This is a genomic window from Nocardia caishijiensis NBRC 108228, assembly GCF_001612825.1.
Classification (GTDB): Bacteria; Actinomycetota; Actinomycetes; order Mycobacteriales; family Mycobacteriaceae; genus Nocardia; species Nocardia caishijiensis.
Window position 1 is genome coordinate 70,347 of sequence record NZ_BDBE01000021.1, and the last position, 26,585, is coordinate 96,931.

Sequence of the window (26,585 nt, forward strand, 5' to 3'; positions counted from 1 at the left end):
CTGGATTCGCTGCGGGTGCTGGTCGCCGGTGGTGAAGCGGTGCCCGCCGACCTGGTGTCGAAGTGGGCGGTTCCGTTGCAGGCGCTCCCGGCGGGCCCGGAGGCGGTAGCGGAGCGTGACCACGCAGGGCCCTCGGGTGCGCCCGTTGACTCTTTCGGCACGACTCGTGCCTTCCACAATGGTTACGGTCCGACCGAGACCACGATCATGACCAACATCAGCGATGCGCTGGTGCCGGGCGAGCTGGTCACCATCGGTGGACCCACGCGCGGCATGCGCTCGCTGATCCTGGACGCCCAGCTCCAGCCCGTTCCGGTGGGTGTCGCGGGTGAGCTGTACCTGTCGGGCATCCAGCTGGCGCGCGGCTACCACGCCCGCCCGGGTCTCACGGCCGACCGGTTCGTGGCCGACCCGTTCGTGCCGGGGGAGCGGATGTACCGCACCGGTGACGTCGTGCGCTGGACCCCGGAACGCACCGTCGAGTACGTCGGCCGCTCCGACTTCCAGGTGAAGATCCGCGGTTTCCGTATCGAACTGGGCGAGATCGACTCCGCCCTCGCCTCGCACGACACGGTCGACTTCGCCGTCACCCTCGGGCACAAGAGCACCGCGGGCGCCGTCTCGCTGGTGTCGTATGTCGTTGCCGCGCCGGGCCGTTCGATCGATGTGGCCGCGCTCACCGCGCACGTCGAGGAACGCCTGCCCGCCTACATGGTTCCGTCGTCGATCATGGTGATCGACCGGGTGCCGCTCACCCCGGTCGGCAAGCTCGACCGCAAGGCGCTGCCGGAGCCGGTGTTCGCCACCGAGGTCTCCTTCCGGGCCGCGCGCACCCCGATCGAGCAGACCATCGCCGAGGTGTTCGCCGAGGTCCTCGGCGTGGAGCGGGTCGGTGTGGACGACTCGTTCTTCGCCCTCGGCGGCGACTCGATCGTCTCCATCCAGCTCGTCTCCCGGGCCAAGGCGCGCGGCGTGCTGTTCACCCCGCGCCACGTGTTCGAGCAGCGCACCGTCGCCGGTCTGGCCTCGGTCGCCGAAACCGCCGATGTGGCAGCGGCTTCCGCCGTGACGCTCGCGGAACTTCCCGGCGGTGGTGTCGGTGAGATGCCGCTGACGCCGGTCGTGCGATTCATGGCCGAGCGTTCCGGTTCCTTCGACCGGTTCAACCAGACCATGGCGCTGGAACTGCCCGTCGGCATCGACCGGGCGGGCATCGCGGCCACCGTCGGTGCCGTCATCGACCGGCACGACATGCTGCGCTCGCGCCTGCACCAGGTCGACGGCCGCTGGGTCGTCACCACGGCGACCACGGGCACCGTCGACGCCGACACCCTGATCGACCGCACCACCTTCGACCCGAACGTCTCCGACGCCGAACTGTTCGAGATCGCCTCGGCCGCACTGGATTCCAGTCTGGAACGGCTCGACCCGGCCAACGGTGTCGTCGTCCGCTTCGTGTGGTTGGAGCCCACCGAGTCGATGACCCCGACCATCTCGCTGCCGGGCAACGCCGCCACCGCCGATGCTGCGTCCGCCGGTGCCGCCGCGTCGGCAGGCGCTGTCGTGCCGGGTGGAGTCGCGTCCGCAGATGGCGCCGCGTCCGTCGGTGGTACTGCGTCGGCCGGTGATGTCACGCGGATTGCCGGTGCGGAGTCCGCGGGAGCCGAGCCTGCGCGTCGGGCCGGGCGACTGATCGTGGTCGCCCATCACCTCGTCGTCGACGGTGTGTCGTGGCGAATCCTGGTGCCCGACTTCGTCTCCGCCTGGGGTCAGCTGACCTCGGGTCAGCAGCCGGAACTCCTCGCCCCCGCCACCTCCATGCGCGCCTGGGCCCACGCCCTGGCCGACGAGGCACGCGACCCCGAGCGGGTCGCCGAGCTCGACTTCTGGCGTTCGGTCGTCGCGACGCCCGATCCGCTGCTCACCGAGCGGCCGATGAACCCGGCCGTCGACGTGTCGGGTGTGATCGAGAAGCTGCCGGTGGAGGTGTCCGCCGAGGTCACCAAGGCACTGCTCACCACGGTGCCCGCCCTGTTCCACGGCGGGGTGAACGACGGTCTGCTCACCGCGCTGGCCCTGGCCGCCGCCAAGTGGCGTTCGCGTCGCGTCACCGACTCGGACGACGCCCTGCTGGTGCGCCTGGAAGGCCACGGCCGTGAGGAAGAGGTCGCGCCCGGTGCCGACCTGTCGCGCACGGTCGGCTGGTTCACCGCGATCTTCCCGGTGCGCCTCGACCTGACCGGCATCGATCTCGACGCCGCCCTGGCCGGTGGTCCGGCGATCGGTCAGGCCGTGAAGGCGGTCAAGGAACAGCTGCTCTCGGTGCCCGACAAGGGCATCGGGTACGGCCTGCTGCGGTACATGAACGCCGACACCGCCGCCGAGCTGCCCACCGAGCTGCCCGGCCAGATCAGCTTCAACTACCTCGGTCGGGTCGCCGACAGCGATGTCCCCGACGCGCTGCGCGGTTTCGGCTGGATCCCCGCCTCGGAGCTGGCCTCCCTCGGCGGCGCCTACGACGCCGACATGCCCGCGATGGCACCGTTGGATGTCAACGCGATCGTCGTCGGCGACAAGCTCAGTGCCAATATCGGTTACCCGAGCACCCTGCTCGGCGAAGCCGAGGTCCGCGAGTTCGCCGACCTGTGGGTCACCGCGCTGGAAGCCGTTGCCCGCCACGCCAACTCGGCCGACGCCGGTGGTCACACGCCGTCGGACTTCGCACTCGTGCGCGCCACCCAGCGTGACATCGACGGCTGGGAACAGCGCTACCCCGAGCTCACCCAGGTGTGGCCGCTGGCCGCGCTGCAGGCCGGTCTGTTCTTCCACGCCCGCCTCGCCGCGAGCTCGGTCGACGTCTACACCGCCCAGGCGGTACTGACGCTCACCGGTCATGTCGACGCCACCCGTCTGCGCGCCGCCGCCCAGGCCCTGCTCGACCGACACGAGACCCTGCGCACCGCGTTCGTCACCGATCACGACGGCAATGCCGTGCAGATCGTCCTCGACAACGCCCGCGTCGTCTGGGCCGAACACGACCGCACTGTGCCCAATGGCGGTACTCCCGAAGGCCCTGCGGGGTCACGCTCCGCTACCTCCTCCGGGCCCGCCGGTCGCACCGCGGCCACGGGCGAGTTCGCCGACCTCGTCGAGGCCGACCGCAACGCCCGCTTCGACCTGGCCGAGCCGCCGCTCATCCGCTTCACCCTGATCAGGGTGGGCGAGCACGAATGGCGTTTCGTGGTGGCCAACCACCACATCCTGCTCGACGGCTGGTCGATGCCGTTGGTGATGCGCGACCTGCTCGCGCTCTACGCCCTGCACGGCGACGCGAGCGCGCTGCCCGCCGTCCGCTCCTATCGCCACTTCCTGGAATGGGTTGCCCAGCAGGATCATTCGGCCTCGGTGGCTGTCTGGTCCGATGCGCTGCGCGGGGTCATCGAGCCCACGCTGCTCGCCCGCCCGGACGCGAGCCGCGAGATCACCGCCCTGTCGGACGAGTACCTGTTCGACCTGGACGAGACCACCACCGGCCGTCTGGTCGCGTTGGCCGCCGAGCTCGGCGTCACCCCGAACACGGTGCTGCAGGTGGCGTGGTCGATCGTGCTCGGCCGGATGACCGGTCGCGACGACGTGCTGTTCGGCACCACCGTCTCCGGTCGTCCCGCGCAGCTGTCGGGCGTGGAGTCGATGGTCGGTCTGTTCATCAACACCGTGCCGGTGCGCGTCCGCTTCGACGCCGCCGAATCGGTGCGCGACGTGCTGACCCGCACCCAGGGCGAGCAGGCCGACCTGCTCGACCACCACTACATCGGCCTGGCCGAGATCCAGTCGGCCGCCGGGATCGGTGGCCTGTTCGACTCGCTGGTGGTCTTCGAGTCCTACCCGGTCGACGCCGAGGGCATCAAGGCCCAGGCCGCCGACATCGACGGCATGGCCGTCACCGGCCTGGACGCCGCCGACGCCACCCACTACCCGCTCTCGCTCATCGCCCAGCTCGACACCCAGCTGCGCATCCGCGCCGGGTACCTGAGCGACCTGTTCGACGCCGCCACCGTGCATCGCATCGCCGAGCGCCTCATCCGGGTGCTCACCGCGATCACGGCCGAACCGTCTGTGGCCGTTGGCGATATCGAACTGCTCGATGCCGCCGAACGCGCACTCGTGGTGCACGAGTGGAACGCCACCGCGCACGAGGTGGATCAGCGCGCCACCCTGGTCTCGATGTTCGAGGCGCAGCTGGCCCGCACCCCGCAGGCCACCGCCCTCACCTTCGAGGGGACGAGTCTGTCCTACGCCGAGTTCGCGGCCCGGGTGTACCGCCTGGCCCGCTGGCTCGTGGATCGCGGCGTCGGCCCGGAAACCTATGTGGCCCTTGGTATGCGCCGCTCGCTCGATCTGGTGATCGGCATGTACGCGGTGAGCGTTGCCGGTGGCGCCTACGTGCCGCTCGACCCCGATCATCCGGCCGAGCGCACGGAATACATTCTCGCGACGGCGGATCCGGTGTGTGTGCTCACCTCGGACACCGATCTCGAGATCGACACCGCGCAGGTCCGCATCGATCTGCTCGACCTGTCCGGCTACGCCGACACCCGCCTCACCGACGCCGAACGCACCTCCCCGCTGCGTCCGTCGAACACCGCGTACGTGATCTTCACCTCCGGTTCGACGGGTCGTCCGAAGGGTGTCGCCGTCAGCCACGGCGCGATCGTGAACCGCCTGGTGTGGATGCAGACGGCGTACGGCCTGACCGAGGCCGATGTCGTCCTGCAGAAGACGCCCGCCACGTTCGACGTGTCGGTGTGGGAGTTCTTCTGGCCCTTGCAGATCGGTGCGCGCCTGGTCGTGGCCAAGCCGGACGGTCATCGTGATCCGGCCTACCTGGCCGAGATCATCGCGGCCGAGGGCGTCACCGTCACCCACTTCGTGCCGTCGATGCTCGCGGTGTTCGTCGCCGACGCCGCTGCCGCGCAGTGTGATTCGCTGCGGATGGTGTTCGCCTCCGGTGAGGCACTGCCGCCCAAGCCCGCGCACCGCCTGCGCGAGCTCACCGGTGCGGCGCTGCACAACCTGTACGGCCCCACCGAGGCCGCGGTCGACGTCACCTTCCACGAGGTCGTCGACACCGACACCGACACCGTGCCGATCGGCGCCCCGGTGTTCAACACCGAGGTCTACGTCCTCGACGCGCGCCTGCGCCCGGTCCCGGTCGGTGTCGCGGGTGAGCTCTACCTCGCGGGCACCCAACTGGCCCGCGGCTACGTCGCCCGCCCCGACCTCACCGCCGACCGCTTCGTCGCGAACCCGTTCGATGAGAACGGCGCCCGCATGTACCGCACCGGTGACCTCGTCGCCTGGACCGAGCACGGTGAACTGGAATACCTGGGCCGCACCGACTTCCAGGTGAAGCTGCGTGGTCTGCGCATCGAACTCGGTGAGATCGAGTCGGCGCTCACCGGTCTCGACGAGGTCGCACAGTCGGTGGTGGTTGTCCGCAGCGACCAGCACACCGGCGACCAGCTGGTTGCCTACGTCATCCCCGCCGTCGGCCGCACCGTCGACATCGAGGACGCCCGCGAGGAACTGGGCAACAACCTGCCCGCCTACATGGTGCCGTCGGTGATCATCGTCCTCGACGAGTTCCCGCTCAACGCCTCCGGCAAGCTCGACCGCAAGGCCCTGCCCGCCCCGGTGTTCGAGGCCGCGGTGTTCCGCGCGCCGACCACACCGGTCGAGGAGATCGTCGCCGCCACCTTCGCCGATGTGCTCGGCCTGGACCGGGTCGGCCTCGACGACGACTTCTTCGCCCTCGGCGGCAACTCGCTGACCGCCACTCAGGTCGCCGCGCGCCTGTCGGCCGCCCTGGAATCCGATATCGGCGTGCGCGAACTTTTCGAGGCGTCCACGGTCGCCGCGCTGGCCGCGCGGGCCGAAACACATTCCGGTGACGAGCGGCGCGCGCCGCTGGTTCCGCAGCAGCGTCCCGCGCGGGTGCCGCTGTCGCTGGCCCAGCAGCGCATGTGGTTCCTCAACCGCTTCGACCCCGAGTCGGCCGTCGACAACATTCCCGCCGCCGTCCGCCTGTCCGGTCTGCTCGACCGCCAGGCGCTACAGGTGGCCGTGGCCGACGTGCTCGCACGGCACGAGTCGCTGCGCACCTACTACCCTGTGTCCAATGGCGGGGCGGCCGAGGGCCCTGCGTGGTCGGGCTCCGCTACCGCCTCCGGGCCCGCCGACCGCCCCGCGGTGGCCGGCGGCGCCGCCCATCAGGTGATCGTCGCGACCGGCAAGGTCATCCCGGACCTCGCCCCGATCGAGACCACCGAAGCCGAACTGCCGCAGCGGCTTTCGCAGCTCGTGCTGACCGCGTTCGACGTCACCGCCGAGGTGCCGTTCCGTGCGGCCCTGTTCGAGGTGAGCCCGACCGAACACGTGCTCGCCCTCGTGGTGCACCACATCTCGGCCGACGGCTTCTCCATGGGCCCGCTCACCCGTGACGTGATGACCGCCTACAGCGCCCGCGTGGAAGGCGCCGAACCGGCCTGGCGTCCGCTCGAGGTCCAGTACGCCGACTTCGCGCTCTGGCAGCGCGGGGTGCTCGGCGACGAGGACGACACCCGCTCGGTGATCGCCCAGCAGATCGCCTTCTGGCGCGAACACCTGCGTGGCCTGCCCGAACAGCTCGACCTGCCCGCCGACCGGCCGCGCCCCGCGGTCGCCAGCGGTCGCGGCGCCACCCACACCTTCGAGATCGATGCCCGCACCCACGCCGCGCTGGCCGAACTGGCCCGCGCCCGTGGCGCGACGCTGTTCATGGTCACCCACGCGGCGCTGGCCCTGCTGCTCTCGCGGCTGTCCGGTGAGTCCGACATCGCCATCGGTACGCCCATCGCCGGTCGTGGCGAGCGCGCGCTCGACGACCTGATCGGCATGTTCGTCAACACCCTGGTGCTGCGGACCGAAGTCGACGGCGCGGCGAGCTTCAGCGAGCTGCTCGGCCAGGTCCGCACGAGCGACATCGCCTCGTTCGGGCACGCCGACCTGCCCTTCGAGCGGCTGGTCGAGATCCTCAACCCAGCCCGTTCGCAGGCGCGTCACCCGCTGTTCCAGGTGATGCTGGCCTTCCAGAACACCGGCCAGGCCAGCCTCGAACTGCCCGGCCTCACCGCCAGCGGTGTGGAGCTGCCGATCGATGTGGCGAAGTTCGACCTGCAGGTGGTGCTCACCGAGAAGCCAGGTGACACCGCCGGGATGGTCGCCGAGCTGATCTACGCGACCGACCTGTTCGACGCGTCGACCATGAGCAGCTTCGCTGCCCGCTTCACCCGCCTGCTCAACGCCATCGCGGCCACTCCGAACCGCGCCGTGGGCGACATCCCGCTGCTGGATGCCGCCGAGGTGCAACTGGCCGTTCGCGGGTGGAACGACACCGCCCGCGAGCTGCCCGGTGCGGGCACCCTGGTCGAGGAGTTCGCCCGTCAGGCCACGGCCACCCCGAACGCGGTCGCCCTCATCGACCCGGCCACCGGCGAGACCCTCACCTACGCCGAATTCGCCTCGCGCGTACACCGTTTGGCGCACCGCCTGATCGAGGCCGGGGTCGGCCCGGAGCGACTGGTCGCCCTCGGCCTGCGCCGCAGCATCGACCTGGTCGTCGCCGCGTACGCGGTGCAGGAAGCAGGCGGCGGTTACGTCCCGCTCGACCTCGACCAGCCCGCCGACCGCATCGCCTACGTGCTCGAAACGGCGAACCCGGTGGTCGTGCTGACCACGTCCCGCGACGGCTTCGCCGTCGACGAGCCGACCACCTTGGTCATCGACGCGGTCGACCTGTCCGCCTACTCGGACGCCCCGGTCACCGATGCCGAGCGCATCGCGCCGCTGCGCCCGCAACACCCGGCTTACGTCATCTTCACCTCCGGTTCCACCGGTCGCCCGAAGGGTGTGGCGGTGCCGCACACGGCGGTGGTGAACCAGATCCGTTGGATCACCGGCGAATACGGCATCGGCGCCGACGACGTGGTGTTGTTCAAGACGCCCGCCACCTTCGACGTGTCGGTGTGGGAGCTGTTCGGTCCGTTGAGCACCGGCGGCCGCTTGGTCGTCGCGAGCCCCGACGGTCACCGTGACCCGCAGTACCTCGCGGATGTCATTGCGGCACAACGGGTCACGATGACTTCGTTCGTGCCGTCGATGCTCACCGTTTTCGCGGGCAGCATCGATGACGCCGCAGTCCAGGGCGGAGCTCTGTCCTCGCTGCGCGCCCTGCTGATCGCCGGTGAGGCGTTCACCGGGGACGCCGTCGCGGCCCTGCGCCGGGTGAGTGACGCGGCCCTGTTCAACCTGTACGGCCCGACCGAGTTCACCGTGCACGCCACGCACGCCCCGGTCGCCGACCAGGTCGACGGCGCCGTCCCGATCGGCGCGCCGGTCTGGAACGCCGAGGCCTACGTGCTCGACGCCCGCCTACACCCGGTTCCCGCCGGGGTCGCGGGTGAGCTGTACCTGGCCGGTTCGCAGCTGGCGCGCGGCTACTTCGGCCGCCCCGACCTCACCGCCGACCGCTTCGTCGCCGATCCGTTCGGCGACGACGGCGCCCGCATGTACCGCACCGGCGACCTGGTGCGCCGTGACGAGCACGGTGTGATCACCTACCTCGGCCGCACCGACTTCCAGGTGAAGCTGCGCGGTCTGCGTATCGAGCTCGGCGAGATCGAGGCCGCCCTCACCGCCCACGACACCGTCGGCCAGGCCGTAGTGGTCGTGCGTTCGGATGCCCGCACCGGCGACCAGCTGGTCGGCTACGTGGTGCCCTCGGCGGGTGCGACCGTCGACACCGAAACGCTGCGTGCGCATCTCGGTGCGCAACTGCCGTCGTACATGGTTCCGGCCGCGTTCGTCGTGCTCGACGAGATGCCGCTGAGCGCCAACGGCAAGCTCGACCGCCGCGCCCTGCCCGATCCGGTGTTCGAGGCCCGCGAGTTCCGCGCCCCGAGCACCCCGATCGAGGAGATCGTCGCCGCCACCTTCGCCGAGGTGCTCGGACTTTCCGAGGACCAGCCGGTCGGCCGCGACGACGACTTCTTCGACCTCGGCGGCAACTCCCTCATCGCCACCCAGGTCGTCGCCCGCCTCGGCGCCGCACTCGACACCCGGGTTCCGGTGCGGGTGCTGTTCGAGGCGCCGTCGGTGTCGGCGCTGGCCGCCAAGGTGGAGACCCACGCGGGCAGCGGCAGCCGTCGCGAGCTCGTCGCCGGGCCACGCCCCGAGCAGGTGCCGCTCTCGCTGGCTCAGCAGCGCATGTGGTTCCTCAACCGGTTCGACAGCGCCACCGGCGTCAACAACATCCCCCTGGCCGTTCGTCTGACCGGCGACCTCGACGTGGACGCGCTGCGCCAAGCCGTGGCCGACGTGGTGGAGCGGCACGAAGTGCTGCGCACCGTGTACCCGGAAACGGCCGACGGTCACGGCGTACAGGTCGTGCTGCCCGCCGCGCAGGTGCCGATCACGATCGACCCGGTCACGATCGGCGAAGACGAGATCCGCGACCGCATCAGCGAACTCGTGCTCGCCGGTTTCGACGTGACCGCGCAGGTCCCGGTGCGCGCCGAACTGCTGCGCGTGGCCGGTTCCATGGACGGCTCGCACCCCGACACCCACGTGCTCGTCTTCGTGGTGCACCACATCTCCGGTGACGGCTGGTCGGTGCGTCCGCTGGCCCGCGACGTGATGATCGCCTACGCCGCCCGCTCGCGCGGTGAGGCACCGGGCTGGGCGCCGCTGCCGGTGCAGTACGCCGACTACGCGCTGTGGCAGCGCGAAACCCTCGGCTCCGAGTCCGACCCGTCGTCGATGATCGCCCAGCAGGTCGCCTACTGGTCGACCACCCTGGCCGGGCTGCCCGACCAGCTGGATCTGCCGAGCGACCGGCCGCGTCCGGCCGTGGCGTCCAACCGCGGTGGGGTGCACGAGTTCTCGATCGACCCGGCGCTGACGCACAGCCTCAACGCACTGGCCCGCGAACACGGCGCCAGCCTGTTCATGGTGGTGCACGCCGCGTTCGCCGCCCTGCTCGCGCGCCTGTCCAACAGCGACGACATCGCCATCGGCACCGCCGTCGCGGGCCGTGGTGAAGCGGTGCTCGACGACGCCATCGGCATGTTCGTCAACACCCTCGTGCTGCGCAGCACGGTCGACCCGGCGCAGTCGTTCGCCGAACTGCTCGCCGCGACGCGGGAGCACGACCTGGCCGCCTTCGGCCACGCCGACCTGCCGTTCGAGCGGCTCGTCGAGATCCTCAACCCGGCCCGTTCGCAGGCACGCCACCCACTGTTCCAGGTGATGCTGTCGTTCCAGAACACCGGCGAGGCCTCGTTCGAACTGCCCGGCCTCGAGGTCGCGGGCGTGCCGCTCGACGTGGTCACGGCCAAGTTCGATCTGCACCTGAACCTGACCGACCGCTACCGCGCCGACGGTTCCGCCGACGGCATGACCGCCGAATTCGCCTACGCGACAGACATGTTCGACGCGGCCACCATCGCGAGCCTGGCCGAACGCCTGGTGCGGCTGCTGTCGTCGGTCGTCGCCGACCCGACCCGCGCGATCGGTGACGTCGAGCTGCTGGCGCCGGTCGAATACCGCCAGGTCGTAGCAGGCTGGAATGCCACCGCGCACCCGGTCGATCAGGACGCGACCCTGGTGTCGATGTTCCAGGAACAGGCCGCGACCAGCGCGAACGCACCTGCCCTCACCTTCGAGGGGACAACTCTGTCCTACGCCGGGTTCGCCGCGCAGGTGAACCGCTTGGCCCGGCACCTGATCGCCCAGGGCGTCGGCCCCGACACCATGGTCGCGCTCGGTATGCGCCGCTCGCTCGACCTGGTGATCGGCATGTACGCGGTGAGCGTGGCCGGTGGCGCCTATGTGCCGCTGGACCCCGACCACCCGGCCGAGCGCACCGACTACGTGCTCGAGATCGCGGCACCGGTGTGCGTACTGACCACGGCCCGTGACGAATTCGACGCGGGTTCTGCCACCGCGCTGCACATCGACAGCCTCGACCTGTCGTCCTACTCGGACGCGCCCGTCACCGATGCCGACCGGATCGCCCCGCTGCGTCCGTCGAATACCGCCTACGTGATCTTCACGTCGGGTTCGACGGGTCGGCCGAAGGGTGTGGCGGTCAGCCACGCCGCGATCGTGAACCGCCTGGTGTGGATGCAGACGGCGTACGGCCTGACCGAGGCCGATGTCGTCCTGCAGAAGACGCCCGCCACGTTCGACGTGTCGGTGTGGGAGTTCTTCTGGCCCTTGCAGGTCGGTGCGCGCCTGATCGTGGCCAAGCCGGACGGTCATCGCGACCCGGCCTACCTCGCCGAGCTCATCGCCGCCGAGACCGTCACCACCACGCACTTCGTGCCGTCGATGATGTCGGTGTTCGTGGCCGAACTGGCCGAGGACGACCGCCGCGCCGACAGCCTGCGCCTGGTCTTCGCCTCCGGCGAGGCCTTGCCCGCGCCGACCGCCCAGCGCATGCGCGCCCTCACCGGGGCCGCCGTGCACAACCTGTACGGCCCGACCGAGGCCGCCGTCGACGTCACCTTCCATGAGGTCACCGACGCCGACACCACCTCGGTGCCGATCGGTGCGCCGGTGTTCAACACCCAGGTGTACGTGCTGGATTCGCGACTGCACCCGGTTCCCGTCGGGGTCGCGGGCGAGCTGTACCTGGCCGGTGTCCAACTGGCCCGTGGCTACGTGAACCGCCCGGATCTCACCGCCGACCGTTTCGTCGCCGACCCGTACGGCACCGACGGCGCCCGCATGTACCGCACCGGTGACCTCGTCACCTGGACCGAGCACGGCGAGCTGGAATACCTGGGCCGCACCGACTTCCAGGTGAAGCTGCGTGGTCTGCGCATCGAACTCGGCGAGATCGAGTCCGCGCTCACCGCGCTTGGGTCGATCGCCCAGTCGGTGGTCGTCGTCCGTGGCGACGAACGCCTCGGCGACCAGCTCGTCGGCTACCTGATCCCCGCGGCGGGCAGCACCATCGATACCGACGCCGTGCGTGCCGAACTCGGCAGTGCCCTGCCCGCGTACATGGTGCCGACCGCGTTCGTGATCCTGGACGCCTTCCCGCTCAACGCCTCGGGCAAGCTCGACCGCAAGGCGCTGCCCGCACCGGTGTTCGAGACCAAGGCCTTCCGCGCGCCCTCGACCCCGATCGAGGAGATCGTGGCGGGCACCTTCGGCGACGTGCTCGGTGTGACCCGCGTCGGCGCCGACGACGACTTCTTCGAACTCGGCGGCAACTCGCTGCTGGCCACCCAGGTCACCGCCCGCATCGGTGCCGCCCTGGACACCCAGCTCGCGGTCCGCGACCTATTCGAGGCCTCGACCGTGTCGGCGCTTGCCGCCCGCGCGGAGCACAACGCCGGTTCGGGCCGGGCGCGGCCGCGCCTGACCTCGGGGGAGCGGCCCGCCGTCATCCCGCTCTCGCCCGCCCAGCAGCGCTACTGGTTCCTCAACCAGTTCGACACCTCGACCTCGGCGGTGGACAACATCCCGCTGGCGGTCCGCCTCACCGGCGACCTCGACGTGCCCGCGCTCGAACAGGCCATCGGCGACGTGTTCGCCCGCCACGAGATGCTGCGCACCACCTACCCGGCCTCGGCCGACGGCCCGCGCCAGGTGATCCTGCCGAACTCCCAGATCAGCGCGCAGGTGCACCACATCGAGGTCGACGAGGACGAATTGCTCGGCGCGGTCATCGAATTCGCGATGACCACCTTCGACGTCACCCGCGAGGTGCCGCTCGCGGTGGCCCTGTTCGAAATCAATGAAGCCGACTATGTGCTCGCGTTCACCGTGCACCACGTCTCGGCCGACGGTTCCTCCATGGGCCCGCTGGCCCGCGACATCATGGCCGCCTACGTCGCCCGTTCGCAGGGCGAGGCGCCGCAGTGGGCGCCGCTGCCGGTGCAGTACGCCGACTACGCGCTGTGGCAGCGCGAGGTGCTCGGCGACGAATCCGATCCGGAATCTCTCGCAGCCAAGCAGGTCGCGTACTGGACCGAGGCGCTGGCCGGTCTGCCCGACCAGCTCGAACTGCCCGCCGACCGGCCGCGCCCGCCCGCGCAGTCGTTCCAGGGCAAGGCGATCCGCTTCGAGATCGACCCGCAGCGCCACGCCGCACTGCACAACCTGGCCCGGGCCAACAACGCCTCGCTGTTCATGGTCGTGCACGCCGCGCTCGCGGTGCTGCTCGCCCGCCTGTCGGGTACCGACGACATCGCCGTCGGTACCCCCATCGCCGGTCGTGGTGAACGCGAACTCGACGACCTGATCGGCATGTTCGTCAACACCCTGGTGTTCCGCACCGCCGTCGACCCCGGCGCCACCTTCGCCGACCTGCTCGCCGACGTGCGCGAACGCGACCTGGAAGCCTTCGCCAACGCCGACGTGCCGTTCGAGCGCCTGGTCGAGGTGCTCAACCCGGTGCGCTCGACCGCCCGTAACCCGCTGTTCCAGGTTGGCCTGTCGTTCCAGAACCTGGCCGAGACCACCTTCGAACTGCCCGGGCTCACCGTGAGCGCGGTCGACTACGACTCACAGCTGGCCAAGACCGACCTGCACGTCACCCTCTACGACCGCTACACCGACGACGGCGCACCGGCCCAGCTGGTCACCGAATTCGGTTACGCCATCGACCTGTTCGACGAAGCGACCGTGCAGGCCTTCGCGGACCGGTTCGTGCGGGTGCTCGACGCGGTCACCGCCGACGCGGGCGTGCCGGTGGGCGACATCGACCTGCTCGACGAGCCGGAAGCCGAGCGCATCCTCACGGCGTGGAACGACACCGCGCACGCGGTCGACGCCGACGCCACCCTGGTGTCGCTGCTCGATGCGACCGTGGCGGCCGCCCCGGACGCGATCGCGCTGGTTGTGGACGAGCCACAGGCGGACTCCGGTACCGCTGCTACCGAGGCCACGCCCGCGCAGCGCGGCGCAGTTGTCCCGGGCCAGATCGCCGTCGGTGCTTCCGGTCGGATTGTCGCGGGTCGTCGCGAGTTCACCTACGTCGAACTCGATGCCGAGGTCAACCGCCTCGCGCGGTACCTGATCGAGCGCGGGGTCGGCGCCGAGGATCGGGTGGCGCTGGCGATCCGTCGCTCCGCCGAACTGATCATCGCGATGTACGCGGTGGCCCGTACGGGCGCGGCGTATGTGCCGATCGACCCGGATCAGCCTGCCGAGCGCACCGACTACATCCTCGAAACCGCCGCTCCCGCAGTGGTGCTCACCACGGCGAGCGCCGAATTCGGCACGGCGGCAGCGGAAGTGGTTGTCCTCGACGACCTGGACCTGAGCTCGGTGAGCGCTGCGGCGATCACGGGTCGCGACCTGCGCCCCGCGAACACCGCGTACGTCATCTTCACCTCCGGTTCCACCGGCAAGCCCAAGGGTGTCTCGGTTCCGCACGGCGCGATCGTCAACCAGTTGCTCTGGGAGACCGCCGAATTCGGGATCGGCGCCGACGATGCGGTGCTGCTCAAGACCGCCGCCACCTTCGACCTGTCGGTCTGGGAGTTCTGGACCGCCGCCGTCGCCGGTGCCCGCCTCGTCGTCGCCACGGCCGACGGTCACCGCGACCCGGCCTACCTCAACGACCTGATGCGGGCCACCGCCGTCACCACCCTGCACGTGGTGCCCTCGATGCTCGACGCGCTGCTCACCGAATCCGGTGCCGCACTGCCGCGCACGCTGCGCCGCGTGCTCGCGATCGGTGAGGCGCTGCCCGCCGCGACCGCACAGCGATTCCGCACCAACAACACGGCCGCGCTGTTCAACCTCTACGGCCCCACCGAGGCCGCGGTCTCGATCACCAGTCACGCCGTGACCGACGCCAACCAGGTGTCGGTGTCGATCGGTGGCCCGGAGTGGAACAGCCGTGTCTACGTGCTGGATTCGCGTCTGCGCCCGGTCCCGGTCGGTGTCTCCGGTGAGCTGTACCTGGCCGGTGCCCAGCTGGCGCGCGGCTACCACGGTCGTGCTGATCTGACCGCCGACCGCTTCGTCGCCGACCCGTTCTCGGTGTCCGGTGCGCGCATGTACCGCACCGGTGACCTGGTCGCGTGGAACGTCGACGGCGAACTCGACTACCGGGGCCGCACCGACTTCCAGGTGAAGATCCGCGGTTTCCGTATCGAACTCGGCGAGATCGAGGCGGCGCTGCTGCGTCAGCCCGGCATCGCTTCCGCCGCCGTGCTCGCCCACACCGATCCGGTCGTCGGCGATCGCCTGGTCGCCTACGTCGTGGCAGCGACCGAGGGGGTCGGCGCCGAAATCGACAAGGCCGCCTTGCGCACCGCACTGGCCGCAGAGCTGCCGTCCTACATGGTTCCGACCGTGTTCCTGCGGCTCGACGCCCTGCCGCTGAACGCCAACGGCAAGCTCGACCGCAAGGCCCTGCCGGAGCCCGAGGTCGAGAAGGCCGTGTTCCGCGCGCCGGTGAGCCCGAGCGAACAGCTCGTCGCGGCGACGTTCGCCGAGGTGCTGCGACTGGAAGGCGACAAGCGGTTCGGTCTGGACGACGACTTCTTCGCCTGGGGCGGCAACTCGCTGCTGGCCACGCAGGTCGCCGCCCGCCTCGGCGAGGCGCTCGACACCCGCATCCCGGTGCGGTTGCTGTTCGAGGCGTCGACCGTGTCGGCATTGGCCCAGCGCATCGAGCAGCACGCCGAGACCGGTGACCGCAAGGCGCTGACGGCCGGTCCGCGACCGGAGCACATCCCGCTGTCGCCGGCCCAGCAGCGGATGTGGTTCCTCAACCGCTTCGACACCCAGTCGGCGGCCTACAACGTGCCCGTCGCGGTCCGCCTGTCCGGTGAGCTCGACGTGGCCGCGTTGCGCGCGGCGATCCTCGACCTGGTGAGTCGCCACGAGATCCTGCGCACCGTCTACCCGCAGACCGAAGCCGGTGCGGCACAGGTGATCCTGTCGCCCGCGCAGGCCGCACCGGAACTGCTCGAGCGCACGGTCACCGCCGACGAGGTGGAATCCGCTGTCGGCGAGCTGCTCTCGACGATCTTCGACGTCACCGTCGAGGTGCCGCTGCGGGTCGCCCTGTTCCGAGTGGAGAACAGTGCGGACTTCGTCCTCGCGATGGTCGTGCACCACATCTCCGGTGACGGTTCCTCCGTCGCCCCGCTGACCCGCGACCTGATGACCGCCTACGCCGCCAGGGCCGCGGGCACCGAGCCCGGTTGGGTGCCGCTGCCCGTGCAGTACGCGGACTACAGCATCTGGCAGCGCGAGCTGCTCGGCAGCGAGGACGATTCGGACTCGATGGCCAGCAAGCAGGTGGCCTACTGGAAGCACGCACTGGCCGAGCTGCCCGATCAGCTCGACCTGCCCGCCGACCGCCCGCGTCCGGCCGTGCAGAGCTTCGCGGGCAGCAAGGTCGACGTGCGGATCGACGCCGAAACCCACCGCGCGCTGGTAGAACTGGCCCGCGCGGAGGGCGCGACCCTGTTCATGGTCGTGCACACCGCGCTCGCGGTGCTGCTCGCACGGCTGTCCGGCACCGACGACATCGCCATCGGCACCCCGATGGCCGGTCGTGGCGAGGCCGTGCTCGACGACATGATCGGCATGTTCGTCAACACCCTGGTGTTCCGCACCCAGGTGCGGCGCGGTGAGGCCTTCACCGACCTGCTGGCGCGTCAACGCGAAGACGACATCGCCGCCTTCGCCAATGCCGACGTGCCGTTCGAGCGCCTGGTCGAGGTGCTCAACCCGGTGCGTTCCACCGCGCGGCACCCGCTGTTCCAGGTGGGTCTGTCGTTCCAGAACCTCAGCCGCGCCACCCTGGAACTGCCCGGGCTGACGGTGTCGGGTCTCGACGTCGACAGCAACCTGTCGCAGTTCGACCTGCACCTCATCATCAGTGACGTCTATGACGAAACCGGTGAGCCCGAAGGCATTTCGGGTCTGCTCACCTACGCCACCGATCTGTTCGACCGCGCCACGGTCGACGGGTTCCTGCGTCGCTTCGAGCGCCTGCTCGAGGCGATCGTCGCCACCCCGCGCACCGCCGTGGGCGATATCGAACTGCTCGCCCCGGCCGAGCGCGCCGAACTGCTCGACGGCCGCAACAACACCGCCAACCCGGTCGACACCGAGGCCACCCTGGTCTCGCTGCTCGACGCCACCGTTGCGGCCGACCCGAAGGCGACCGCCCTGGTCACCGACGACGGCAACCAGCTCACCTACGCCGAACTCGACGCTCGGGTGAACCGCCTCGCGCGTCACCTGATCTCGCTCGGCGTCGGCCCGGAGGCCCGGGTGGCGCTGGCCATGCGCCGCTCGGTTGACCTGATCGTCGCGATGTACGCGGTGGCCAAGTCCGGCGGCGCGTACGTGCCGGTCGACCCGGACCAGGCGGCCGAACGCACCGACTACATCCTCACCACCGCGGCACCGGTCTGCGTGCTCACCGCCGACGAGTTCACCACCGATGCCGCACCGGTGGTGCGCATCGACGAACTCGCGCTGGAGCAGCTCAGCGCCGCACCGGTTTCCGATGCGGAGCGGATCGAGCCGCTGCGTCCGGACAACACCGCGTACGTGATCTTCACCTCCGGTTCCACCGGCCGCCCGAAGGGTGTGGCGGTGCCGCACGGCGCAATCGCCAACCAATTGCAGTGGAAGCTGGTGGAATTCGGCCTCGACGCCGCCGACGCGGTGCTGCTCAAGACCGCGGCCACCTTCGACCTCTCGGTCTGGGAGTTCTGGTCGGCGGCGGTGTGTGGTGGTCGCCTGGTGATCGCGTCGCCCGACGGGCACCGCGACCCGGCCTACCTCAACGAGCTGATGACCCGGGAGTGGGTCACCACACTGCACGTGGTGCCGTCGATGCTCGACGCGCTGCTGGCCGCCGCGCCGCGCCCGGCGGGCCCGGAGGCGGTAGCGAAGCGTGACCACGCAGGGCCCTCGGGTTCGGCGCCATTCAGCACAGGCATGCCGGATTCGCTGTGGCGGGTCCTCGCCATCGGTGAGGCGCTGCCCGGTTCGCTGGCGCAGCGGTTCCGCACCGCGTTCCCGCGCACCGAGCTGTTCAACCTGTACGGCCCCACCGAGGCCGCGGTCTCGATCACCGCGCACCGGGTGAGCGCGGCCGACCAGGGGTCGGTGTCCATCGGTTCGCCCGAATGGAACAGCCAGGTCTACGTGCTCGACGAGCGGCTGCGCCCGGTGCCCGACGGTGTCGCCGGTGAGCTGTACCTCGCCGGTGCCCAACTGGCCCGCGGCTACTTCGGCCGCGCCGACCTCACCGCCGACCGCTTCGTCGCCAACCCGTTCGGCACCGGCACCCGCATGTACCGCACCGGTGACCTGGTGGCCTGGCGCCGTATTGATGGCGATACTCCCGAGGGGCGTGGCGAACTCGACTACCGAGGCCGCACCGACTTCCAGGTGAAGATCCGTGGTTTCCGTATCGAGCTCGGCGAGATCGAGGCCGCGCTGCTCGCGCTGCCGCAGATCGCGCAGGCCGCCGTCATCGCCAAGTCCGATCCGCGTACGGGCGACCGTCTCGTGGCGTACCTGGTCGGTGCGGATGTAGATGTGGCACAGGTGAAGTCGACGCTGGCCGCGAGCCTGCCGTCGTACATGGTGCCCGCCGCGTTCGTCGTGCTCGACGCGCTGCCGCTCAATGTGAACGGCAAGCTCGACCGCAAGGCACTGCCGGAGCCGGAGTTCGAGGCCCAGGCGTTCCGCGCGCCGTCCACCCCGATCGAGGAGATCGTGGCGGGCGTGTTCGCCGACGTGCTCGGCGTCGAGCGGGTCGGTGCCGACGACGACTTCTTCGCCCTCGGCGGTAACTCGCTGCTGGCCACCCAGGTGGCGGCCCGCCTCGGTGCCGCGTTGGACAGCCGGGTGCCCGTGCGCCTGCTGTTCGAGGCGTCGACGGTGGCCGGGCTCGCGGTGAAGGTCGAGCAGGGTGCCGGTGCCGGTGGGCGTCGCGCGCTGGTCGCCGCACCGCGACCGGACCAGGTGCCGCTCTCGCTCGCGCAGCAGCGCATGTGGTTCCTCAACCAGTTCGACACCAGTTCCTCGGTGAACAACATTCCGGTCGCCGTCCGCCTGTCGGGCGCGCTGGATGTCGAGGCGTTGCAGCTGGCCGTCGCCGACGTGCTCGCCCGCCACGAAACCCTGCGCACGGTGTACCCGTCGGCCAACGGCACACCGCACCAGGTGATCCTGCCGGTCGAGGGCAATGTGCCGGACCTGACACCGGAAGATGTTGTCCCCGACCAGGTTCGCGACAAGATCGCCGAACTGATCTCGACCGGCTTCGACGTGGTCGGCGAAGTGCCGTTGCGCGCGAAGCTGATGCGGATCGTGTCGCCGGTCGTCACCAATGCTGCTGTCGGCGACGCGTCCGCGCAGGGCCCCGCAACGGCCGACGCCGCGAGCGCTGCCGGGGATGACGCTGTCTTCGTCGGCGAAGGGTCGCTGAGCGCCGCCGTGGCGGCTCGCTCCGCGGTCGCCGAGGGTGAGTACGTCCTGGTGTTCGTGGCCCACCACATCAGCGCCGACGGCTGGTCCATGGGCCCGCTGACCCGCGACGTGATGATCGCCTACGCCGCCCGCGCGGCAGGTGAGGCGCCCGGCTGGGCGCCGCTGGCGGTGCAGTATGCCGACTTCAGCATCTGGCAGCGCGAGGTGCTGGGCGCGGAGACCGACGAGAACAGCCTGCTGTCCCAGCAGGCCGCGTACTGGAAGCGTGCGCTGGCCGGTGTGCCCGACGAGCTGAACCTGCCGCTGGACCGGCCGCGTCCGAGCACGCAGTCCTTCGCCGGTGGCCGGGTGCTGTTCCCGATCGACACCGACATCCACGCCGGTCTCACCGCCATCGCTCGCGAGCAGAACGCGACCCTGTTCATGGTCGTGCACACCGCACTCGCGATCTTCCTCGCACGCCTGTCGGGCACCGAGGACATCGTCGTCGGCACCCCGATCGCGGGCCGTGGTGAGGCCGAACTCGACGACGTGATCGGCATGTTCGTCAACACCCTCGCCCTGCGCACGCAGGTGGACGGGCAGCAGAGCTTCGGCGACCTGCTCGCGCAGGCCAAGGAGGCCGACCTGGCCGCCTTCGCCCACGCCGACATCCCGTTCGAGCGCCTGGTGGAACTGCTCAACCCCGAGCGTTCCACCGCGCGGCACCCGCTGTTCCAGGTGGCGCTGTCGTTCGAGAACCTGCCCGACGCGGGCTTCGAGCTGCCGGGCCTGTCGGTCTCGGCGGTCGACTTCGACGTCGACACGGCCAAGTTCGACCTGCTGCTCACCGTCCGCGAGGCCGGAGCGGGCGACCCCGCCGCGCGAGCGACGGGCGCGGAGGTGGAAGCGGAGCGTGACCACGCAGCGACCCGGGAGGGCGGCCAATCGGGCACCGTCGGTGCTTACGCCGAGTTCTCCTACGCCAGTGATCTTTTCGATCAGTCGACGGTGGAGAAGTTCGCGCAGCGGTTCCGCCGTCTGCTCGCCGAGGTCGTCGCCGACACCACCACCCCGGTGGGCGATCTGGAACTCCTCGACACCGTCGAGCGCACCGAATTGCTCACCCGCACAGGTGGTCCCGCGCTCGCCACGAGCACGCTGCCCGAGCTGCTGGCCCAGGCCGTCGCGATCAACCCGACCGGTCAGGCGATCGTCGCCCCCGGCGAGTCGGTCGACACCGGCCTGATCCGCGCGCTCACCTCGGCACTGCGTGTAGATGTCGAAACCAGTGCGGACGCAGGGTCCCCTGCGGATGCGCTCGCGCTCGACTCGCGCATGCCGTCGGTCGAGGCCGGAGCCGGATCATCGGCTGCGGCAGGCGCCGGGTCGGCGGTAACCGGGTCGGCTGCGGCGGGCGATGTCCGCTCGCTGACCTACGCCCAGCTCGACGCCGCGTCGTCGCGTCTGGCCCGGGTGCTCATCGAGCGCGGCGCCGCACCGGAGACGGTCGTCGCCATCGCCATGCAGCGTTCGCTCGAGACCACCCTCGCCATCTGGGCGGTCGTGAAGTCGGGTGCGGCGTTCCTGCCGGTCGACCCGAAGTACCCGGCTGAGCGCATCGCGCACATGATGTCGGATTCGGGTGCGGCCCTCGGCATCACGGTGTCGGCCGAGGCCGACCACCTGCCCGCGCCCGCACTGGGCGACTGGCTCGTCCTCGACGACGCGGCGCTGCACGCGCAGGTCGCCGAGCAGTCGGGGGCGCCGGTCACCGATGCGGACCGTCGCGGCGCCGTCCGCGCGGACAACACCGCGTACATGATCTACACCTCGGGTTCGACTGGTCTGCCCAAGGGCGTCGTCGTCACCCACACCGGTGTGGCCAACTTCGCCGCCGCCGAGGTGGCGCAGTTCGGGCTCGGCAAGGACGCGCGGACCCTCGCGTTCGCCTCGCCGTCGTTCGACGCGTCGATCCTCGAGTTCCTGCTGGCCGTCGGGTCGGCGGGCACCCTGGTGATCACGCCGGTCGGCGTGGTCGGTGGTGAGGAACTGGCCGAGATCATCGTCGGCCAGGGCCTGACCCATGTGTTCCTCACCCCGCTCGTCGCGGCGTCGATGGAACCGTCGGCGCTGGCCGGGCTGGAAGCGCTGATCGTCGGTGGCGACAAGGCGCCGGTCGACCTGGTGGCGAACTGGCACAGCGCGGGAACCGACCCGGCGCGTCACCGGTTCTACAACGCCTACGGCCCCACCGAGGCGACCATCGCGACCAACCTGTCCGACGCGCTGCTGCCCGGCGACACCATGAACATCGGTGGCCCGATCCCCGGCGCGACCGTCCTGGTTCTCGACAGTCGCCTGCATCCGGTCCCCGAGGGTGTGTCCGGTGAGCTGTACCTGGGTGGCGTGCCGCTGGCCCGCGGCTACCACGAGCGCCTCGGCCTGACCGCCGAACGCTTCGTGGCCAACCCCTACGGTGAACCGGGCTCGCGCCTGTACCGCACCGGTGACGTGGTCGCCTGGCGCACCGTCAACGGCAAGCCCGTCGTGGAATACGTGGGCCGCAACGACTTCCAGGTGAAGATCCGCGGCTTCCGCATCGAACTGGGCGAGATCGACGCCGTACTCACCGCGCACCCCGACGTCGATTTCGCGGCGACCATCGGCCGCACCACCGACGCGGGCGCGACCATCCTGGTGTCCTACGTGCGACCGGTTCCCGGCAGTGCTGTCGAACCCGGCGCCCTGGTCGAGTTCGTGTCGCAGCAGCTGCCCGCGCACATGGTGCCCGCCTCAGTGATGGTGCTCGACGAGATCCCGCTGACCCCCGCGGGCAAGCTGGATCGTCGCGCCCTGCCCGAACCGGTGCTCGCCCCGCGCGAGTTCCGCACGCCGACAAGCGATATCGAGGCGATCATCGCCGCCGTCTTCGCCGAGGTCCTCGGTGTCGACGCGGTCGGCCTGGACGATTCGTTCTTCGCCCTCGGCGGTGACTCGATCCTGTCCATCCAGCTGGTGTCGCGGGCCAAGGACCGCGGCGTGCTGTTCAAGCCGCGCGACGTGTTCGAGAAGCGCAGCGTGGCCGGGCTGGCCGAGATCGCGGTCCTCGCGGGCGACACCGAGCAGATCGTGCTCGAGGAACTGCCCGGTGGCGGTGTCGGCGACATCCCGATGCTGCCGATCATGCGCCAGATCCTCAGCAGCGGTTCCACCTACGACCGGTTCTCCCAGTCGATGGTGCTGCGCCTGCCGGAGAACATCTCCGAAGAGGTCCTGCACGCCACCATCGGTGCGGTTTTCGATCACCACGATGTGCTCCGCTCACGGGTCGCTCGCGCGGAGCGAGCGGTGAGCCCGGAGGCGGTAGCGGAGCGTGACCACGCAGGGCTCTCGGGAGCGCAGCAGGGTGACAGCGAGAAGGGTTGGCAGTTCGAGGCATTGGCGCCCGGCGCGGTCGATGTGAGCGCCCTGGTGCGTCGCGTCGAGATGTCCGGTGACGTCACCGACGAGGAACTGTCCGCCCTGGCCAGCGCCGAGTACGACCAGGCCATGGGTCGCCTCGACCCGGCCGGTGCCGCCATGGTGCAGTTCGTGTGGTTCGCCTTCGGCGCACCGACACAGAGCCCCCGCCGCCGCGACGCCCTGCTCATCGTCGGCCACCACTTCGTGATCGACGGTGTGTCCTGGCGCATCCTGATCCCGGACCTCGGCATGGCCTGGGGTCAGATCGCGGCCGGTCAGCCGGTGAACCTGCCCGCCAACGGCACGTCCATGCGGCGCTGGGCGCACAGCTTGGTCGAGCAGGCCGAGGACCGTCGCACGGAACTGCCGTTCTGGCGTGAGGTGTCCTCGACGCCCGACCCGCTGCTTGGTTCGCGTCCGTTCGACCCGAAGGTCGACACCTTCGCCACCGTCGACCGCGTGCAGGTCACCCTGTCGCCGGAGGTCACCGACGCGGTGCTCACCGCGATCCCCGGCCTCTACCACGGCGGTGTCAACGACGGTCTGCTCACCGCTTTGGCGTTGGCTGTATCCCGTTGGCGCGGAGACGAATCCGGTTCCCCGGCGTTGATCAAGCTGGAGGGCCACGGCCGTCAGGAAGAGATCGTCGCCGGTGCCGACCTGTCGCGCACCGTCGGCTGGTTCACCACCGCCTTCCCGGTCCGGCTGGACCTGGCAGGCGCTGATCTCGACGACGCCTTCGCGGGCGGCGCCGTGCTCGGTGACGTGATCAAGTCGGTCAAGGAGCAGATGCTCGCCGTGCCCGACAAGGGCATCGGCTACGGCATGCTCAAGTACCTCACCGAGCAGGGTGCCGATCTGCCGAGCGTCGGCCAGATCAGCTTCAACTACCTGGGCAGGGCGGGCGCGGGCGAGATCCCCGCCGAACTGGCCGAACTCGGCTGGATCCCGGTGGCCGACCTGGGTCAGCTCGACGCCGAGATGGACCTCGACATGCCCGCCAACGCGACGCTGGACATCAACGCCATCGTCGATGAGGGCGAGGACGGCCCGCAGCTCGGCGCGAACATCGCCTTCCCGACCGGGCTGCTCACCGTCGAACAGGCACAGGAGTTCGCCGACCTGTTCGTGGCCGCGCTCACCGCGCTCGCCACGCACGCGCAGCGCTCCGACGCGGGCGGTTTCACCCCGTCCGACATGCCGCTGGTGCGCGTCGAACAGTCCGATCTGGATGTGTGGGAACGCGATTACCCCGCGCTGTCGGAGGTGTGGCCACTCTCGCCGCTGCAGGCGGGCCTGATGTTCCACGCCATGATCAGCTCGGCGACCGTCGACGTGTACACCGTGCAGGCCGTCCTCGACCTGACCGGCACCCTCGACGCCGAGCGGCTGCGCAAGGCCGCCCAGGGCGTGCTCGACCGCTACCCGAACCTGCGGACCGCCTTCGTCACCGACTCGGCCGGTCAGCCGGTGCAGGTGGTGCTCGGCGAGCTCGAGGTGCCGTGGCGTGAGGTCGACCTGACCGAGCTGCCCGAGGACGTGCGCATGCCGCGCATGCAGCAACTGCTCGCCGCCGACCGGGCCAACCAGTTCGACATGGCGACCGCGCCGCTGATCCGCTTCGGTCTGTTCAAGACCGCCGAGGACAAGGCGCACCTGTCGATCACGGTGCACCACATCCTGGTCGACGGCTGGTCGATGCCGCTGCTCATGCGTGATCTGCTCGTGCTCTACGCGGTGCACGGCGACCTCACCGCCCTGCCGCGCGTAGCGTCCTACCGCAACTTCCTGTCCTGGCTCTCGGGCTGGGATCGCGACGTGTCGCTGCGGGCCTGGGCCGACGCTCTGGCCGGGGTGGAAGGACCCACCCAGCTGGCGCCGCCGCCGCGCACCGAGGAGCGCTTCGAGATCGACAAGGTCGTCGTCGAGATCGACAACGACCGCACCCGGGCGCTCGGCAAGTTCGCCGGTGAACTCGGTGTCACCGTGAACACGCTGCTGCAGACCGCGTGGGGCATCGTCGTCGGGCGCCTCACCGGCCGCGACGACGTGGTGTTCGGTGCGACCGTCTCCGGTCGTCCGGCCGAACTGCCCGGCGTGGAGTCGATGGTCGGCCTGTTCATCAACACCCTGCCGGTGCGCATCAGGATCGACGACCGGATGACGGCGGAGAAGCTCACCCAGAAGGTGCAGTCCGAACAGGCCGAACTGCTCAGCCACCACTTCGTCGGCCTGTCCGACATCCAGCGGGTGGCCGGTGCCGGTTCGCAGTTCGACACGCTGCTGGTGTTCGAGTCCTACCCGATGGACAAGGACGCCGTCACCGCGGCGAGCTCGATCGACGGCATGCAGGTCACCGGTGTCGGCCTCGACGACGCCACCCACTACCCGCTCACGCTGGTGGTGATGGCCGAGTCGACCATCGAGATCACCATGCGCTACCTGCGCAGCACCTTCACCGAGGACGAAGTCCGCACCCTGTCGGCGCGACTGCTGCGGGTGCTCGACGAACTGCTGGAGAACCCGACCGGCCTGGTCGGTGACATCGACATCCTCGATGCCACCGAACGCGCCAAGCTGCTCGCCGAATCCGGTGTGACAGCCGCGGTTTCGGCACCCGTCGCGGTGACCGGTGTCGGTGCGCAGACAGTGGCCAAGGTGCTTGCCGAGGTCGTCGAAGCCGACCCGCAGGCACCCGCCCTGCTGCGCGGCGACAACGAGATCGCCTACAGCGCCCTTGACCGCAAGTCGTCGCAGCTGGCCCGCGTGCTCATCGCGCGCGGTGCCGGTCCGGGCGACGTGGTCGCGGTCTCGCTGCCGCGGGGTGTCGATTCGGTGCTCGCCGCCTGGGCGGTGCAGAAGGCCGGTGCCGCAGTGCTGTTCGCGGGCGACCTGACCGGCGTCGAGCTGGCCGCCGCCGGTGCGGCGTACGGCATCAGCGCGGCTCCGGTCGCCGGGGTGGCTGGCGAATGGCTGGTCCTGCCCGACGTGGAAGACGAGATCGCCGCAGCCGCAGCGCATCCCGTCTCCTACGCCGACCGGATCCGCCCCCTGGCCGAAGACCACCCGGCCTTCGTCCAGGTCACCGCCGACACCACAGCGGTGCTCACCCAGTCCGAAGCCGTCGCCCTGGCCGAACGCCTCCGCGACGAACACGGCATCGACTACGAATGCACCACCTACACCACCCACGCCTCCGGCCCGGCCGCAATCCAGGAATTCCTGGTGTCGGCCACCGCGGGCGCCCTGTCGGTCCTCCCCGCAGGCCCGGTCGAAGACGACCTGGCCGACGGCGAGGTCACGCACTGGTTCGTGGTGGCAGGCGAGGACACCGGCCCCGCCGACGGTGAAGTGTCGGTGGTCGTCGTCGCCGTGTGACGATGTGCTAGCTGGCTAGCCGCTTTTCGCGCTAGCCAGCTTGCCGATAATGATGCTACCTTGGTAGCGTTGCTGGATGATCGCGGAGCAACCGACCAGGAAGGCCTGCAAGCCCTGAAGAAGGAGGGCTGGTCGAAGCTTCGCGATGGAGCTGGTAGTCACTCGATCTATGGCTGCCGTTCAGGCAAGCACGACGTGAGCGTTCCCGATGGGCACCGGACCATCTCGCCAGG

The 26,585-nt window shown here is 70.1% G+C and carries 1 protein-coding gene (only partly in view); it reads left to right on the plus strand.

Annotated features, from left to right (window positions below):
* On the plus strand, positions 1-26,352 hold the 3' portion of the coding sequence (locus NC7_RS05690) for a non-ribosomal peptide synthetase (protein WP_067979812.1). 18,516 nt of this gene lie to the left of the window's left edge; only the last 26,352 of its 44,868 coding nucleotides appear in the window; the start codon falls outside the window, past its left edge; it ends in the stop codon at positions 26,350-26,352.
* Positions 26,353-26,585: the final 233 nt, after the last annotated feature.